This is a genomic window from Streptomyces sp. NPDC102441 (assembly GCF_044765585.1).
In the GTDB taxonomy this organism is placed as follows: domain Bacteria; phylum Actinomycetota; class Actinomycetes; order Streptomycetales; family Streptomycetaceae; genus Streptomyces.
In genome coordinates, this window is record NZ_JBIWKH010000003.1 from 283,705 (window position 1) to 298,338 (window position 14,634).

At 69.5% G+C, this 14,634-nt stretch carries 15 protein-coding genes; 9 read left to right on the forward strand and 6 right to left on the reverse strand.

The genetic code is table 11. The features are described 5' to 3' along the window. Positions 1–165: 165 nt before the first annotated feature. Positions 166–1,371, forward strand: a complete 1,206-nt coding sequence (locus ACIREO_RS07540; RefSeq protein ID WP_404106350.1) for an NAD(P)/FAD-dependent oxidoreductase — start codon at positions 166–168, stop codon at positions 1,369–1,371. 48 nt (positions 1,372–1,419) lie between these two features. Continuing rightward, positions 1,420–2,181: an SDR family NAD(P)-dependent oxidoreductase gene (locus ACIREO_RS07545; RefSeq protein WP_404106352.1), complete on the forward strand. Its 762-nt coding sequence runs from the start codon at positions 1,420–1,422 to the stop codon at positions 2,179–2,181. A 363-nt stretch (positions 2,182–2,544) separates the two neighbouring features. On the opposite strand, the gene ACIREO_RS07550 is transcribed toward ACIREO_RS07545, so the two are convergent. The 3 genes from ACIREO_RS07550 to ACIREO_RS07560 form a co-directional block, all read right to left on the reverse strand. Then, the gene (locus ACIREO_RS07550; protein ID WP_404106354.1) at positions 2,545–3,102 is read right to left on the reverse strand and encodes a DUF2165 domain-containing protein; all 558 of its coding nucleotides are present in this window, start codon (positions 3,100–3,102) and stop codon (positions 2,545–2,547) included. Between the two features lie 68 nt (positions 3,103–3,170). Continuing rightward, positions 3,171–3,638, reverse strand: coding sequence for an SRPBCC family protein (locus ACIREO_RS07555; RefSeq protein ID WP_404106356.1), 468 nt, complete (start codon positions 3,636–3,638; stop codon positions 3,171–3,173). A 159-nt stretch (positions 3,639–3,797) separates the two neighbouring features. Continuing rightward, complete coding sequence (locus ACIREO_RS07560) at positions 3,798–4,154, reverse strand: MerR family transcriptional regulator (protein WP_404106358.1); 357 nt, start codon at positions 4,152–4,154, stop codon at positions 3,798–3,800. 297 nt (positions 4,155–4,451) lie between these two features. Here ACIREO_RS07560 and ACIREO_RS07565 point away from each other — a divergent pair, with 297 nt between their 5' ends. The 4 genes from ACIREO_RS07565 (at position 4,452) to ACIREO_RS07580 (ending at position 8,911) form a co-directional block, all read left to right on the forward strand. After that, positions 4,452–5,357 (forward strand): NADP-dependent oxidoreductase, encoded by a 906-nt coding sequence (locus ACIREO_RS07565; RefSeq protein WP_404106360.1) that lies wholly within the window; start codon positions 4,452–4,454, stop codon positions 5,355–5,357. Positions 5,358–5,634: 277 nt separating this feature from the next. Beyond that, positions 5,635–6,702, forward strand: coding sequence for a Dyp-type peroxidase (locus ACIREO_RS07570; protein WP_404106362.1), 1,068 nt, complete (start codon positions 5,635–5,637; stop codon positions 6,700–6,702). Beyond that, the gene (locus tag ACIREO_RS07575) at positions 6,702–7,499 is read left to right on the forward strand and encodes a family 1 encapsulin nanocompartment shell protein (RefSeq protein ID WP_404106364.1); all 798 of its coding nucleotides are present in this window, start codon (positions 6,702–6,704) and stop codon (positions 7,497–7,499) included. Before ACIREO_RS07570 ends, ACIREO_RS07575 begins: the two co-directional genes overlap by 1 nt. Further along, complete coding sequence (locus tag ACIREO_RS07580) at positions 7,496–8,911, forward strand: diaminopimelate decarboxylase (RefSeq protein ID WP_404106366.1); 1,416 nt, start codon at positions 7,496–7,498, stop codon at positions 8,909–8,911. The genes ACIREO_RS07575 and ACIREO_RS07580 overlap by 4 nt, the downstream gene beginning before the upstream one ends. Before the next feature lie 315 nt (positions 8,912–9,226). Here the strand turns inward: ACIREO_RS07580 and panD are convergent, their stop codons facing one another. The 3 genes from panD to ACIREO_RS07595 form a co-directional block, all read right to left on the reverse strand. Beyond that, a complete protein-coding gene (gene panD / locus ACIREO_RS07585; RefSeq protein WP_404106368.1) occupies positions 9,227–9,652 on the reverse strand; it encodes an aspartate 1-decarboxylase in 426 nt (141 codons plus the stop codon). Positions 9,653–9,809: 157 nt separating this feature from the next. Then, complete coding sequence (locus ACIREO_RS07590; RefSeq protein WP_404106369.1) at positions 9,810–9,965, reverse strand: hypothetical protein; 156 nt, start codon at positions 9,963–9,965, stop codon at positions 9,810–9,812. 100 nt (positions 9,966–10,065) lie between these two features. Then, positions 10,066–10,650, reverse strand: coding sequence for a PadR family transcriptional regulator (locus tag ACIREO_RS07595; RefSeq protein WP_404106371.1), 585 nt, complete (start codon positions 10,648–10,650; stop codon positions 10,066–10,068). A 109-nt stretch (positions 10,651–10,759) separates the two neighbouring features. On the opposite strand from ACIREO_RS07595, the gene ACIREO_RS07600 reads away from it, so the two are divergent. The 3 genes from ACIREO_RS07600 to ACIREO_RS07610 are packed head-to-tail and all read left to right on the forward strand — an operon-like array spanning position 10,760 to position 14,303. Beyond that, positions 10,760–11,893 carry a Rieske 2Fe-2S domain-containing protein gene (locus ACIREO_RS07600; RefSeq protein WP_404106373.1) on the forward strand — a complete coding sequence of 378 codons (1,134 nt, stop codon included), beginning with the start codon at positions 10,760–10,762 and terminating at the stop codon, positions 11,891–11,893. Between the two features lies 1 nt (position 11,894). Continuing rightward, positions 11,895–12,899 carry a PDR/VanB family oxidoreductase gene (locus ACIREO_RS07605; protein WP_404106375.1) on the forward strand — a complete coding sequence of 335 codons (1,005 nt, stop codon included), beginning with the start codon at positions 11,895–11,897 and terminating at the stop codon, positions 12,897–12,899. A 48-nt stretch (positions 12,900–12,947) separates the two neighbouring features. Continuing rightward, the gene (locus ACIREO_RS07610; RefSeq protein ID WP_404106377.1) at positions 12,948–14,303 is read left to right on the forward strand and encodes an MFS transporter; all 1,356 of its coding nucleotides are present in this window, start codon (positions 12,948–12,950) and stop codon (positions 14,301–14,303) included. Positions 14,304–14,634: the final 331 nt, after the last annotated feature.

Below are 14,634 nucleotides of genomic sequence, written 5' to 3' on the forward strand. Positions count from 1 at the left end.
CGGACATTATATGTCCTGGACTCCCCTTGAGCGAGAAGCGGTCGGCGGCAGCCTCGCTTGATGCGACGAAGGCGGAGCCTGCAAATCTTGACATCCCATATCCAGGATGTCTAAGGTCCAGGATTAATGAAGCAGGCCACGGCCCGCACTCAAAGAGGAGAAACGATGAAGAACGTTGTGGTGGTCGGCGGGGGCTTCGCCGGCGTATGGAGCGCAGCCGGAGTCGTACGAGCGGCCCGTGAAGCCGGGAGCGCCGGTGAGGAACTGCGGGTGACTCTCATCAGCGGCGGCGACGACCTGGTGGTGCGTCCCCGTCTCTACGAGGACACCCCCGAAAGCATGCGGGTATCACTGGACCGCATCCTCGGCCCGATCGGCGTGCACCGGCTCACGGCCACCGTGACCGGCATCGACACCCGGGCCCGTACCGTCCGGGCCGTCGAACGGGCGGGCGGAGAACTGACCCTGTCGTACGACAAGCTCGTGCTGGCCACCGGCAGCCAACTCGTACGCCCCGACTTCCCAGGCGCGCAGAACGTGTTCGACATCGACACCATGCCGACGGCGGCAGCGCTCGATCACCACCTGCGGCGACTGCCCGGGCGTTCACCCTCCGAAGGCCGGTACACGGCCGTCGTGGTGGGCGCCGGCTTCACCGGCCTGGAAATCGCCACCGGCCTCGGGAGCCGACTGCCCACGATCGCCGACGCGCAGGGCGCGGGCGAGGACGTGCGGGTCGTCCTGGTCGAGCGGGCCGACGTTCTGGGGCCCGAGCTCGGGCCAGGTCCCCGCGCCCGGATCGAGGCGGCGGTCGAGAAGTTGCAGATCGAGCGGCGTACGGGGCGCACTGTCGCTTCCACGAGTCCTGAGGCGGTCACGCTCTCGGACGGCGAAGTGATCCCCGCCGCGACCGTCGTGTGGACGGCCGGCATGGCCGCCAGCCCTCTGACCTCGCAGGTGCCGGGGGAACGCGACCGGCTGGGACGGCTGAGTGTGGACGCGTATCTGCGAGTGACCGGAGTTCCGGACGTGTACGCGGCCGGCGACACGGCTGCCGCACCCGTAGAGGAAGGGCATTCGACGCTGCAGAGCTGCCAGCACGCCCTGCCCATGGGGAAGTTCGCCGGACACAACGTGGCCGCCGACCTCCTGGGAACCGACCGCCTGTCCTTCGCGCCGGATCCCTACACCACCACCCTGGACCTCGGGCCGGACGACGCGGTCTCCACACAGGGCTGGGACCGCGCGGTGCAGCTGACGGGCCAGAAGGCCAAGCTCCTCAAGCAGGACATCAACACGCTGTGGATCTACCCCCCGGTGGATGACGCGGAGCAACTGCTTGCCCAGGCGGGCCGCTTCTCCAACCTCTGACCGGTCGGCCCAGGCCGAGAATGCTGACGATCGAAGTGCGGAGTGAACATGACGGATACGACCAGCCGCTTCACCGACCGTGTAGCCATCCTGACCGGAGCGGGTTCGGGCATCGGGCGAGCAACGGCGGTGGCCTTCGCGAACGCCGGAGGCAAGGTCCTCGGCGTAGGCCGCCGTGCGGAAGCCCTCGCCGACACCGCGAAACTGCACACTTCCATCGAGACTCTGGAGGCGGACATCTGCGCCGACGGCGCAGCCGCCGAGATCGTCCGGCACGCCGTGAGTCAGTGGGGGCGTATCGATGTCGTGGTGAACAACGCCGGGATCCTGGCCATGATGCCCCTGGGCGAAGCCACCGAGGAGGGGATCAGCCGCGTGTTCGCCACGAATGTCACCGCGCCCAGCCTGCTGGCAAGTGCAGCAATGCCCCACCTCCGGGCATCACGTGGGTCCGTCGTCAACGTGAGCAGCACCTACGGACATCGCCCCATCGCCCAAGCCTCTCATTACGGCGCGTCGAAAGCCGCGATCGAGCACCTCACCCGCAGCTGGGCGCTGGAACTGGCATCCGAAGGGATCCGGGTCAATGCCGTCGCACCTGGACCCACCGAGAGCGAGGCACTGGCAGGGGCAGGTCTTTCCGAGGCACAGATCGGGAAGGTCAAGGACGAGGAAGCCGCGCGCATCCCGCTCGGCCGCCGGGGCCGCCCCGAGGAGGTCGCGGAGTGGATCCTGCACCTCGCTGACGCCCGGGCGGCCTGGCTCACGGGCCAGGTGCTCACCGTCGACGGCGGTCTCGAACTCGTCTGACTGCCCGAACTGCCCCGACGACGGCGCTCGGCGGCCCCAAAGCCTCCGAGCATCACGGGACCGGGTGGCCCGGTCTGCACACAGTGGCGTGGCTCTGCAGACGCGGACACCGCGCGTCTTTCCGGCACCATCGGCCGAGGGAAGGACACCTTCGCCCGCCCGGTTGCGATGTCGTGATGCCGACCCAGCCGCGCGTGCGTGGTCTCCCACAGCGACGTTCCCGGGGGCCGCCTCACCCAGTTCGCGGGAGACGCCGCACGCCGCAACGTACGAGGGCTTCGAGGAAGCCCCACCCGGGCGGTCGAGGAGCAAGGAACGTCATCGCCGCCGGAATGCCCGAAGGTCCCGCCATGGAGGTGGAGGTCACGGAGCGGGGGCGCCACGGTCCCGTTGGCCGGCCCCCAGCACCACCAGCAGAGCGACTCCGCTGAGGACCACGTTGCGCGTGGCGGCGTCCAGGCCGTTCCAGTCGTCCGACTGCCACATCGCGAACCACTCGCCGCCGATCGCGAGGAACCCCATACCGAACAGGAGCAGCACCATCACCAGGCCGGCGGTGGAGATCTGCCGGGCCCGCGGACTCCGGCGAGCCCAGAGCCAGGTGCCGGCGAGCAGGACGAGGGCGGCCACGGTCTCCCAGGCGATGATCGCGACGTACGCCGCGTCCTGCAGGGCGCGCGAGGTGACCGCCCGCCACATCAGGTCCTCGTCCTGGAACGTGGTGTCCATCGCCAGCACATGACGCACGAAGTCCCGGTTCGTGCCGAAGTCCGTGATGTTGCCGAAGGCGACGAGAGCGACGAGGAGTGCGACGGTCGCGGTGAGCAATGCGGCGGCGACCTCGTGCGATCCGAATGATTGCGTACGTTGTGGTGCCGTTCCCTCAAGCGGGACGGGCGGCGCATCCGGTGAACGGTTCATGATCCAACTATGGTCCGGGCGGGGGCCGATGGGAAGAGACCAGGGCAACGATGCCCCGGGCGGCCCCGTCAGCCGACCGCTTCGACATACGACGCCAGGTTGGCCAGCGAAGAGGCGATCCCGGCCTCATGGACCGCTTGGTCAATGCCGGGTGGCACGTCCGTGGCGGTGACGGTCACCTCGGTCCCGTCACCGGCGGCTGCGAGGTACCACGTCATCGTCATGGTGCCCGCGTACGACGGGTCGTCGGCCTCGAACACCGCCCGCTGCACCACGCGTTCGGGTGGCACGAGGTCGGCGAACCCGACGTCTACGACATCCGTCGCATCCGAGGTCTTGCCGGGGCTGTCGGTGGGGTCGAGATAGGTGAGGACTATCCGGAATCCGCCACCAGGCCGGGGATCCCACCGCTCGACCCGCCCGTGCATGCCGTCAGGCGGCAGCCAGGCCTCGATCGACTCCCGGTCAAGGAGGGCGCCGTAGACAGCCACAGGTGGTGCCGCGATGACCCGGCTGGCGCGGTCGGTCCTACTCATGGCCCGATCCTAACGAACTCGTTCACGGTTAACGGTGGGACACCGAAGAGGTCGGTGGGGCCGACGGCCTCCGGAACGCCTGGGGCTTCCCGTGGCCGGCCATTGCCCGGTAGATGCCGGACAGGCCGGGGCCCCACCCCTCGCTTCGCGACGGGTTGATCAGTCCTGCGCCACGTTCGCCGCGGTCACATTCTCGATCACGTGGCCGAGTTTGGTCTTGGCCCGGGACAGGTCCTGGATGCGTGCGGCGATGCGGTCGCGTTCGATGATGAGCTGGTCGAGCATCGCTGGGGTCGCGACGCCGGTGCTCACGCACGGCAGGAGTTCGACGACGGTACGGCTGGAGAGGCCGGCCGCGAAGAGGTCCTGGATGAGCTGGACCCGCTCCAGGGCTTCGTCGGGATAGTCACGCTGGCCGCCGGTTGTCCGCGACGATTCCAGGAGCCGCTGTTCCTCGTAGTAACGCAGGGCCCGCACGCTGACCCCTGACCGCCTGGCGAGCTGTCCGATGCGCATGCCGCCGGCCCCTCCCTTCCCGCTCATACCTCACATTGACGTCAGGTTCAGATTAGCAATACCCGGCCCAGGGGGCAGCCCTGGGGGCCGATCGAGCCGTTTGCCGGCACCGAGATTGATCACGACCCGATGGCGGACCCGAGGGCGTTCATGTCGACCGTGGCGGGCGGCGTGATCCCTCCTGGTGGCGCAGGCCCCCGACAGTTGCGGCTTGCACCTCACGTCAACGTCAGGTTCTAGAGTGACGAGCGTCGGATGAACACGTCATTCCGGCCCGTCGAAGTAAGGCAGACCATTATGCGCGCAGCCCGGTTCCACGAATACGGCGGAGCGGAGAGCCTGATGATCGAGCAGGCCCCCGCCCCCCACCCCGGAGTTGGTGAGATCCGTGTCCGCGTCGCGGCGGCCAGCGTCAATCCCATCGACTGGAAGCTGCGCACCGGCGCCCTGCAGCAGCTGATCCCCCTGGAGCTACCCGCCATTCCCGGGCGCGACGCCGCCGGGGTGGTCGACGAGATCGGTGACGGAGTGCAGGGGGTGGGCATCGGCGACCGCGTCTTCGGACTGGGCGGCGTCACCGGGGCGACCGCAGAGCTGGTCGTCCTCTCGGCCTGGGCGCACGCCCCAGACACGTGGAACGACGAGCAGGCCGCCGGTGCCGGTCTCGCGTCAGTGACCGCGATGGGTGGACTAAACGCGCTCGGCTCCCTCGCGGGGCGCACCCTTCTCGTCGAGGGCGCCGCCGGAGGCGTGGGCAGCGCGGCGGTCGAGATCGCGGTAGCGCAAGGTGCCACTGTGATCGGGACAGCCAGTGAACGCAACCACGAGTTCCTCACCGCACTCGGCGCCGTTCCCACCACCTACGGCCCCGGCCTCGCGCAGCGTCTGTCCGCTCTCGCCCCGCGCGGAGTCGACACAGCGCTCGACACCGCGGCCTCCGGATCGCTGGACGACCTCGTCGCGATCACAGGTGACCCGAAGCGCGTCGCGACGGTCGCCGACCATGCAGGCGGGCAGCGCCTGGGCACGCATGTGGTCAACGCGGAGAACGATTCCACCCTGCTCTCCGCGGCGGCGGAACTGGGCCGGCAAGGCCGCTACACACCCCGTATCGAACAGGCCTACTCCCTGGAGCGGATCGCCGACGCCCACGCGCACGCCGAGCGCGGACGCACCCGAGGAAAGATCGTGATCTGCCTCTGAACAGGCCGGCCGATTTTCCCGGCGTCGATGAGGGGAGTGAGTTCGTGCAGTGGGTCGCCGCCGGCCTTCATGAACAGGAACGAGCCCCCGGCGGCCCCTCTCCACATGCCTCGCGGCGTATCCCGCCTGACGCAGCCGTTCGGAAAGCAATTCCTCACGTGACATGAACCAACCAAAGCATATGTCCGTCGCCCGGCCGGTCCGGTCCGGCGTGCGACGGGGAGCACGGTGTGGGTAAGTGGCGGGGAGCCCTGTCCACCATCCACGGAGTGCGCGCATGTCCGACGCCGTACCGGAACCCGTTGTGGTCCAGCCCGTCGTGGCACCGCTGACCAGCTCCGCGGTGGTGCTGGTCGCGACGATCGAGCCCGGTGGCGAATCCGCCGTACGCGATGTGCTGCCCGATCTGGCGGCGTTCGCGCGGTCGATCGGCTTCCGGGTGCCGAGTGCCGGACTCGCGTGCGTGACGGGCTTCGGCTCCGACGCCTGGGACCGGCTGTTCGGCGGCCCCCGGCCGGCCTTCCTCCACCCCTTCCAGGAGCTGCGCGGCCCCGTCCACCGTGCTCCCGCCACACCGGGCGATCTTCTGTTCCACGTGCGCGCCGAGCAGATGGACGTCTGCTATGAGTGGGCCTCCCAGCTCCTGGGACGGCTCGGCGACGCGGTCAGGGTCGTCGACGAGGTGCAGGCCTTCCGCTACTTCGACCACCGGGATCTGCTCGGATTCGTCGACGGCACGGAGAACCCGGTGGGCGACGACGCGAGGGCCGCGGCCGTCGTCGGCCCGGAGGACCCGGATTTCGAGGGCGGCAGCTACGTCGTCGTGCAGAAGTATCTGCACGACCTGGCCGGCTGGAACGGGCTGAGCACCGAGGAGCAGGAACGAGTCATCGGCCGTACGAAGTTCACGGACATGGAGCTCGCCGACGACGTCAAGCCGGCGGATTCGCATGTCGCCCTGAACACCATCACCGAGGACGACGGCACCGAACGCGACATCCTGCGCGCCAACATGCCCTTCGGCAGCTTCGAACAGGGCGCGTTCGGGACGTACTTCATCGGGTACGCGGCCGATCCCGGGGTCACCGAGCAGATGCTCCGCAACATGTTCCTGGGCAGCCCGCCCGGCACCCACGACCGCATCCTCGACTTCTCCACGGCGGTCACCGGCACCCTCTTCCACGCCCCCAGCGCCGACTTCCTCGACGCTCCTCCGCCGCCGCCCTCCCCCGCCGGACCCACAGCCGTCCCGGAGCCGCAGCCCTCGGAGCGGCGTTCCCCGGCCACACCGGTGGTCCGCGACGGTTCGCTGCACATCGGCAGCCTGCAAGAAAGCGTCCAGTGATGAACAATCTGCACCGTGAACTCGCCCCGGTCACCGACTCCGCCTGGGGCCAGATCGAGGAAGAGGCCAAGCGCACCTTCAGCCGTCATGTGGCGGGCCGCCGGGTCGTGGACGTCAGCGAGCCGCAGGGGCCGGGCCTGTCGGCGATCGGCGACGGGCATCTGCGTGACATCGATCCGCCCACCCCCGATGTGATCGCCCGGGCGCGCACGGCCACACCGGTCGTCGAGTGGCGGGTGCCGTTCACCGTGGCAAGGGCGGCCGTCGACGACGTGGAACGCGGATCCGAGGACAGCGACTGGCAGCCCGTCAAGGACGCGGCCCGCACCTGTGCGTTCGCGGAGGACATGGCGGTCATCGACGGGTACGCGGCGGCCGGCATCACAGGTCTCCGGGACGGTTCCTCGCACACCCCGCTGCCGCTGCCCGCGGACGCGCGGGACTATCCGACGGCGGTGAGCCAGGCCCTGACCCGGCTGCGGCTCGCGGGTGTCGACGGGCCGTACCGGCTGCTGCTCGGCGCCGACGCGTTCACGGAGGCCACCGAGACCTCGGACCACGGCTACCCGGTGGCCACCCATCTGGCGCGGCAGCTCGACGAACCGATTCTGTGGGCGCCCGCGGTCACCGGCGGGGTCCTGCTGTCCACCCGCGGCGGCGACTTCGAGCTGTGCCTGGGTCAGGACCTGTCGATCGGGTATCTGGACCACGACGCGACGAGTATCCGGCTCTACTTCCATCAGGCGTTCACCTTCCGGATGCTGACACCCGAGGCAGTGGTACCGCTCATCGCATGAAGGCACCGACCTGCGAGGCTCCCATCAACGACACCAGCCGTACGCCGACGCCGGATTCCGCAGCGCCCGGGCTTCCCCCGCCTCCACCGCGCTCCGCCAGATTCTCCGAGGCGCTGCGCCTCGCGGTGGCGGACGGGCTGCTGGGCGAGGAGCGGCCCCTCGCGGGCTTCCTGGACGCGGACGGGATACGTGACTCCGTCGAAGCGCTGCGGGAGGCCTTCGCCGCCGAGCCGGGCGTACGGGTGCAGCACACCTTCGCCGTGAAGGCCGCGTCACTGATCCCGGTGCTCCGGCTGCTCGCCGACTGCGGCATGGGCTGCGAGGTGGCCGGCCCGGGCGAGCTGAGGCTCGCGGTCGAGGCCGGTTTCGCCCCGGCGCAGATCGTCCTGGACTCACCCGCCAAGACCCGCGACGAGCTCCGGCTGGCGCTGGCGCTCGGTATCGCCGTGAACGCGGACAGCTTCGGCGAGATCCGCCGGATCGAGGAGCTCCGCTCGCCCGGCTCGGCGTCCGTCCTGGGGCTGCGGGTGAATCCGCAGGTGGGGGGCGGGTCCATCGGTGCGATGAGCACGGCGACGGCCACCTCCAAGTTCGGCGTCGCCCTGCGTGACCCAGGCGCCCGCGAGCGGGTCGTCCGGACCTTCGCCGAACGTCCCTGGCTGACCCGGCTGCACGCCCACGTCGGCTCGCAGGGCTGCTCGCTGGAACTCATCGCCGCCGGCATCGCCGAGACGTATCACCTCGCCGAGGAGATCAACGAGCTGCTGGGCACACGCCGGGTCACCGGGATCGACATCGGCGGCGGACTGCCGGTCAACTTCGACGACGACGAGACCCGCCCGGCCTTCGCGGAGTACGTGGCCGCGCTCCGGGCGGCGGCTCCGGGCATCTTCGACGGGCGCTACGACCTGGTCACCGAGTTCGGCAGGTCCCTGCTCGCCAAGAACGGATTCATCGGGGCACGTGTGGAGTACACGAAGGACGCGGGCGGGCGCCGCATCGCACTCACCCACGCGGGGGCCCAGATAGCCACCCGCACCGTCTTCATGCCCGATGCCTGGCCGCTCCGGGTCGGCGCGTTCGACGGGGAGGGCCGCCCCCGGAGCGGGCCGCCGATGGTCCAGGACATCGCGGGGCCGTGCTGCTTCGCCGGGGACGTCGTGGCTCACGCCCGGGAGCTGCCCGAGCTGCGGGAGGGCGACTTCGTCGCTCTGTACGACACGGGGGCCTACTACTTCTCCACCCCCTGGGCCTACAACAGCCTGCCCCGGCCGGCCGTCTACGGCTTCGCGGGGGAATCCGGCGGCCTGCAGTTCGCCCCGGTGCGCGAGGCACAGTCCCTGGACTCGGTGGCGGCGGAGAGCGGGCTGCGCCACGCCGACGCCCTGACGGGGCTTTGCGAGGGGCCGTAGGGAACTCCGGCTCACCCCGCCGGCTGCGGCGAGGGCTCCGGCTCGGGTACAGGTTCGGGGTCCGGGCTCGGCGGCTGCGGAATCGGGTCGGGCGCGGGTCCGGGCGGCACAGGGCCCGGCGGAGCGGGCGGCGGGGAGGGCACCGGTGTCGGCGGCCCCGGCACGGGCGGGGGCGTCGGCACGGGTACGGGGTCGGGACTGGGGTGCGTCATCTCGGTCCTCCAGGTGCGACGGACGGGACGAGTGGATCTCCTCTCCACCGTCTCCCCGTGCGGCTTCCCTCGCCTGCCGAGTCCACACGTACACACCGTTGGATCAGCCCCGGGCGGGGACCGCCTGCGGGCTGCGCTCGGTACGCGTCCCAGGTACGGGGGCCGATGCGTCGGATCCCAGGGCGACGATGCGGTTCTCCGCGTCGACATGCACGACGCGCGGAACGAGGGCACGCGCCTCGGCGTCGTCGACCTGGGCGTAGCTGATGAGAATGACCAGGTCACCAGGGTGCACGAGGTGGGCGGCGGCGCCGTTGATCCCGATGACACCGGAGCCGCGCTCCCCTTCGATGACGTACGTCTCGAGGCGGGCGCCGTTGTCGATGTCCACGATGTGCACGAGCTCGCCGGGCAGCAGGTCCGCGGCGTCCATGAGGTCGGCGTCGACCGTCACGGAGCCCACATAGTGCAGGTCGGCCTGGGTCACGGTGGCTCGGTGGATCTTGGACTTGTGCATGGTGCGCAGCATTTAGCACTCCTATAAGGCGGCTCCCTGCCTGCTTTCTGCAGGTCAAGGGCGTCCTTCACTCTACACCGGCACGCCTTGGACTCGAAGATGGTGAGGAAGATCGGTTCACTCCGGCGGCAAGGCGTGGTCGAACGTGCCCCCGTACGAAGAGCCAGGATCACCGCGCCCTGACCACCCCGTCCGCCGGGGAATGCTCACTCGATCCCGAGGGGCCGGTCTGCTCCCGCTGCCACCGGTTACGGTCCGCGATCAGAGTGGCCGAGATGCCGATGACGGCGCCGGCCAGTGTGGAGACCAGAGGCATCCAGTTCATGTGCAGCAGCCCGTCCGAACCGGTCCGCCAGGGCCAGGGGTCTTCACTGCGGAAGCCGCACCAGCCTCGGTGAAACAGTGCGGGAGAGAGCCACAGCAGCTCACGAGCCGTGCAGCTCGTCGACGAGCGCGAAACCGTCCGCGATCCAGGCCAGTTCGGTGCGCGCGCGGGCGATGAGGCCGTCGTAGGCGTACACCTTGTAGCGCACCGCGAGCTCGGCCTCGCGCTCGGTCAGCTTGGACAGGCGGGCGGCCAGCGTGGGGTGGGTGCGGTCGACAAGCGCGGCCCGGGTGCCCTCGAGCATGCTCAACTGCTCCTCCCAGTACACCTGTTGTTGCGTGAGCTGCTCACGCACCGACGCGGGGTCGGCGAAGTCGAAGTAGGCCGCCTTCAGGAACGCCGGGTCGCGCTGTCGCTGAGGCGTCAGCGGGGACCTCATCCACTCCCGGAAGTCGGCGAGGCCGGCGGCGGTGACGTGGTACTCCTTCTTCGTCCCCTTCCTGCCCCAGGGCACCTCGACCGAGGTGAGCAGCCCGTCGCGTTCCATCCGGTTGAGCTCGGGATAGATCTGCGAGTCCGGGGCGTGCCAGACATGGGCCACCGAGCGACTGAAGCTCTTCGAGATGTCGTACCCCGTCATCGGGCGACCGGTGAGCAGCGCGGTCAGCGCGTAGCGCAACGACAAGGCGCCTCCACTCTTCCGAATTGATCAAGGTGCACACCCTTGCCACTCACTATATCCATAGCTAGTTTGTGATCCGCGCAACACATACCTCTCTCCATAGGGAGTTTTCATGTCTCTCTCCACCGCTCCCCCGCCGGAGACCGCGGCACCGGCCACCGCAACGGCGAAGATCTTCAACTACCCCCGCAACGCCTGGTACGTCGCTGCCTGGGACCACGAGGTCACCGGCCGGCAGCCGCTGGCCCGCACGATCGCGGGCATACCGCTGGCGTTGTGGCGCAACACCGAGGGCCGCGCGGTCGCCCTCGCGGACGCCTGCTGGCACCGGCTCGCGCCGCTGTCTAAGGGCAAGATCCTCGGCGACGAGCTGCGGTGTCCGTACCACGGTCTGCGCTACAACTCGACCGGCCGCTGCACCGGGATGCCCGCGCAGGAGACGATCAACCCCAGCGCGGTGGTCCCCTCCTACGCCGTCGTCGAACGCTACCGGTACGTCTGGGTCTGGGTCGGCGATCCGGACCTGGCCGATCCGGCCGGCGTGCCCGACATGCATCAGATGGACGACCCGGCCTGGGCCGGCGACGGGCAGACCATCCACGCCGACTGCAACTACCAGCTCGTGCTCGACAACCTCATGGACCTCACCCACGAGGAGTTCGTGCACTCCTCGAGCATCGGCCAGGAGGAACTGTCAGAGGCCGAGTTCGACGTGACGCATGAGGGCGACACGGTCACCGTCACCCGGTGGATGCGCGACATCGACGCCCCTCCGTTCTGGTTGAAGAACATGCGCGACAAGTTTCCGGGCTTCTCCGGCAAGGTCGACCGCTGGCAGATCATCTCGTACGAGGCGCCCGGCACGATCCGCATCGACGTCGGTGTGGCGAAGGCGGGTACCGGTGCTCCCGAGGGCGATCGCAGCCAGGGCGTCAACGGACACGTGATGAACACGATCACTCCGGAGACCGACCGCACCTCCCACTACTTCTGGGCGTTCATGCGCGACTACCGCCTGGACAGTCAGACCATCACCACCCAGCTGCGCCAAGCGGTGCACGGCGTCTTCGGTGAGGACGAAGACATGCTGTGTGCCCAGCAACGCGCCATCGACGCCAACCCGGACCACGAGTTCTACAGCCTCAACATCGACGCCGGCGGGATGTGGGTACGCCGGATACTCGAACGCATGATCGCGGCCGAGGGGCGCCCCTCCTCCGTGCCGGCCGCCGGGCAGGGGGCCTGAGATGGCGGTGCAGACCCGGATTCGATGGCAGCGGGCCCGGGTCGTCGAGGTCTCCGACGCCGCAGTCGGCGTCCGCCGTATCGTCCTGGCCCCCGAGCGGCCCGAGTACGCCGCGCCCGGCACGCACATCGACGTCGAGATCGGGGACGGCGCCCGACGGGTGCGTTCCTACTCCGTGGCGCACTCCGAGGACGGCGGCTGCCGGCTGACACTCGGCGTGCAGCTCTCCCCCGCCTCGTCCGGTGGCTCGGCGGCGATGCACCGACTGCGGGCCGGGGACGAGCTGACCGTCACCGGTCCCCTGCGGAACTTCCCACTCGCGGTCGGCGCCACCCGCTACGTCCTCGTCGCCGGCGGCATCGGCGTCACCGCGCTGGTGGCGATGGCCTCCGCGCTACGCCGACGCGGTGCCGACTACACGCTGGTGTTCGCGGGCCGCAGCCGTGCCGTGATGGCGTATCTCGACGATCTGGTCGCCGAGCACGGCGACCGAGTCCGTGTCCACGTCACCGACGAGGGCACCCCGCTGACGGTCGACGACCTCGTCGCCGAGATCCCCCGGACACCCGCCGCCGCGAGCACCGAGCTCTACATGTGCGGCCCGATCAGGCTCATGAACGCCATCTCGCAGAGCTGGGCCGAGCACGACCTGCCGGCGACCAACCTGCGCTTCGAGACCTTCGGTTCCAGCGGCCGGCACCCGGCCGAGGAGTTCGTGGTACGTCTTCCCCAGCTCGACCGGGAGATCCCTGTCGCAGCCGACACGTCGATCCTCGATGCCCTCGACGCGGCCGGTGTCGAGACGCTCTCGGACTGCCGCAAGGGCGAGTGCGGGCTTTGTCTGGCGAAGGTGGTCGGCTCCGCCGGCACCATCGACCATCGCGACGTCTTCCTGAGCGAGTCCCAGAAGGAACGCTCGAGCCAACTGTGCCTCTGCGTCTCCCGAGCGGTGGCAGCCGGCAGCGGCTCGGACGGTCCCGCCGTCCTCACCCTCCACCTCACCTGACCCGGTGCACCGTCGCGCACGGCCGGATCCCTGACCACCTGGACACCCATGAACATCGCTGCACGCATATCGCAGACACCGATGAGCGGCTACCAATGGCTGATCGTCGGGCTCTGCACCTTCATGAACTGCCTGGACGGCTTCGACGTCATGGCGGTCGCCTTCACCGGGCCCTCGGTCACCGAGGAGTTCGCGCTCAGCGGCTCACAGTTCGGGCTGCTGGTCTCGGTCGGCCTCATCGGGATGGCGATCGGTTCGATGCTGCTCGCGCCCTTCGCCGATGTCATCGGCCGACGCCCGCTGATCCTCATCAGCCTCACTCTCTGCACGATCGGCATGTTCGGCGCGGCGATGGCGCCGTCGGCCACGGTGATGGGCAGCCTCCGCCTCGTCACCGGCCTCGGTGTCGGCGGAATCCTGGCCAGCACCAACGTGATCGCCAGCGAGTTCTCCAACGCCAGGAACCGTGGTCTCGCCATCGGCATCTACACCGCCGGGTACGGGCTCGGTGCCACGGCGGCGAGCCTGGTGGCGAAGGCCACCCTGGGCGGCGACTGGCGGACCGTCTTCTACGCCGGCGGCGTCGGGACCCTGCTCGCTCTGGTGGTGATCGGCGTCGTCCTCCCCGAGTCGGTCGTATTCCTCGAGCAGCGCCGTCCGAGCGGCGCGCTGGAGCGGATCAACCGGACGCTGGCCCGGATGCGGATGGACGCCGTCACCGACACCGACCTCGACCGGGCGGCCGCCACCCGGGCGGAGGCCGCGCGGGCCGGCTCGGGATGGCTCAAGCAGCTGCTGACCCCGACGATCCTGCTCTGGCTCACCTTCATCACGATCATGTTCGGTTTCTACTTCGTCAACAGCTGGACCCCCACACTCCTGGTCGATGAGGGCCTCTCCGAGAGCGCGGCGGTGACCGCCGGAATGGCGATCTCGATCGGAGGCACGGTCGGCTCGGTCCTCTACGGCGTCGCCGCCCGGGTACGTACGCCGCGGGTGGTGCTGATCGGGTTCTCCTTGCTTTCGGCCGCGATGATGATCGTCTTCATCCTGAGCACCTCGACTCTGTGGCTCGGTTTCGGCATCGGTGTCGTCGTCGGTGCCCTGATCAACGGCTGCATCGCAGGCGCGTACACCGTCGGCCCGCCGCTCTACCCGGCCAACGTCCGCAGCGTCGGCATGGGCTGGGCGCTCGGGATGGGACGCATCGGCGCCATCCTGTCCCCGACCATCGCCGGCATGCTCAAGGACGCGGGAGCGTCCGCGACGCAGCTCTATGCCGGTGCCGCCATGGTGGTCGCTGCCTGCTCACTCGTCCTGGTGGGCCTGCGCCGGTACGACCCCGAGTCCCGCCCCGAGGCGAAGGAGGCGTCATGGCCGGGCGTTCCTGACTCAGCGGTGTAGATGTCCACCCGGTGGTCCGGCGTGCGTCCCAAGACCATGCCCGGTGTCTCATCACCGGGAGCGGCGACGGTCGGTCGGGGCGTGGACGGCTTCGGGCCGCGTGGCAGGCGGCCAGGTACCCGAAGGTCAGGTCGGGGATCACGTTCAGGTACGTCGTGGCGACCGGACCTCGTCCGTCGGACTGTAGCGGCCCCACAGTCAGTGGGAGGCCGAGGACAAGCAAGAGGGGGATTCGTCCCAGTTCTGCCGTCCGCAACTTCCCAAAGGCCAGAATGCTCCCGGTCGAGGTGCCGACGGAGGGCGGCCGCGGGTCTTCACCGCAGGGTCATAT

Bases quoted from the DNA above. Each gene is read 5' to 3' on its own strand.
- ACIREO_RS07560 (WP_404106358.1), bottom strand. From the start codon at position 4,154: ATGCGCATCGGACAGCTCGCCAGGCGGTCAGGGGTCAGCGTGCGGGCC.
- ACIREO_RS07610 (WP_404106377.1), top strand. From the start codon at position 12,948: ATGAACATCGCTGCACGCATATCGCAGACACCGATGAGCGGCTACCAA.
- panD (WP_404106368.1), bottom strand. From the start codon at position 9,652: ATGCTGCGCACCATGCACAAGTCCAAGATCCACCGAGCCACCGTGACC.
- ACIREO_RS07540 (WP_404106350.1), top strand. From the start codon at position 166: ATGAAGAACGTTGTGGTGGTCGGCGGGGGCTTCGCCGGCGTATGGAGC.
- ACIREO_RS07580 (WP_404106366.1), top strand. From the start codon at position 7,496: ATGAAGGCACCGACCTGCGAGGCTCCCATCAACGACACCAGCCGTACG.
- ACIREO_RS07570 (WP_404106362.1), top strand. From the start codon at position 5,635: ATGTCCGACGCCGTACCGGAACCCGTTGTGGTCCAGCCCGTCGTGGCA.
- ACIREO_RS07550 (WP_404106354.1), bottom strand. From the start codon at position 3,102: ATGAACCGTTCACCGGATGCGCCGCCCGTCCCGCTTGAGGGAACGGCA.
- ACIREO_RS07605 (WP_404106375.1), top strand. From the start codon at position 11,895: ATGGCGGTGCAGACCCGGATTCGATGGCAGCGGGCCCGGGTCGTCGAG.
- ACIREO_RS07545 (WP_404106352.1), top strand. From the start codon at position 1,420: ATGACGGATACGACCAGCCGCTTCACCGACCGTGTAGCCATCCTGACC.
- ACIREO_RS07575 (WP_404106364.1), top strand. From the start codon at position 6,702: ATGAACAATCTGCACCGTGAACTCGCCCCGGTCACCGACTCCGCCTGG.
- ACIREO_RS07590 (WP_404106369.1), bottom strand. From the start codon at position 9,965: ATGAACTGGATGCCTCTGGTCTCCACACTGGCCGGCGCCGTCATCGGC.
- ACIREO_RS07555 (WP_404106356.1), bottom strand. From the start codon at position 3,638: ATGAGTAGGACCGACCGCGCCAGCCGGGTCATCGCGGCACCACCTGTG.
- ACIREO_RS07565 (WP_404106360.1), top strand. From the start codon at position 4,452: ATGCGCGCAGCCCGGTTCCACGAATACGGCGGAGCGGAGAGCCTGATG.
- ACIREO_RS07600 (WP_404106373.1), top strand. From the start codon at position 10,760: ATGTCTCTCTCCACCGCTCCCCCGCCGGAGACCGCGGCACCGGCCACC.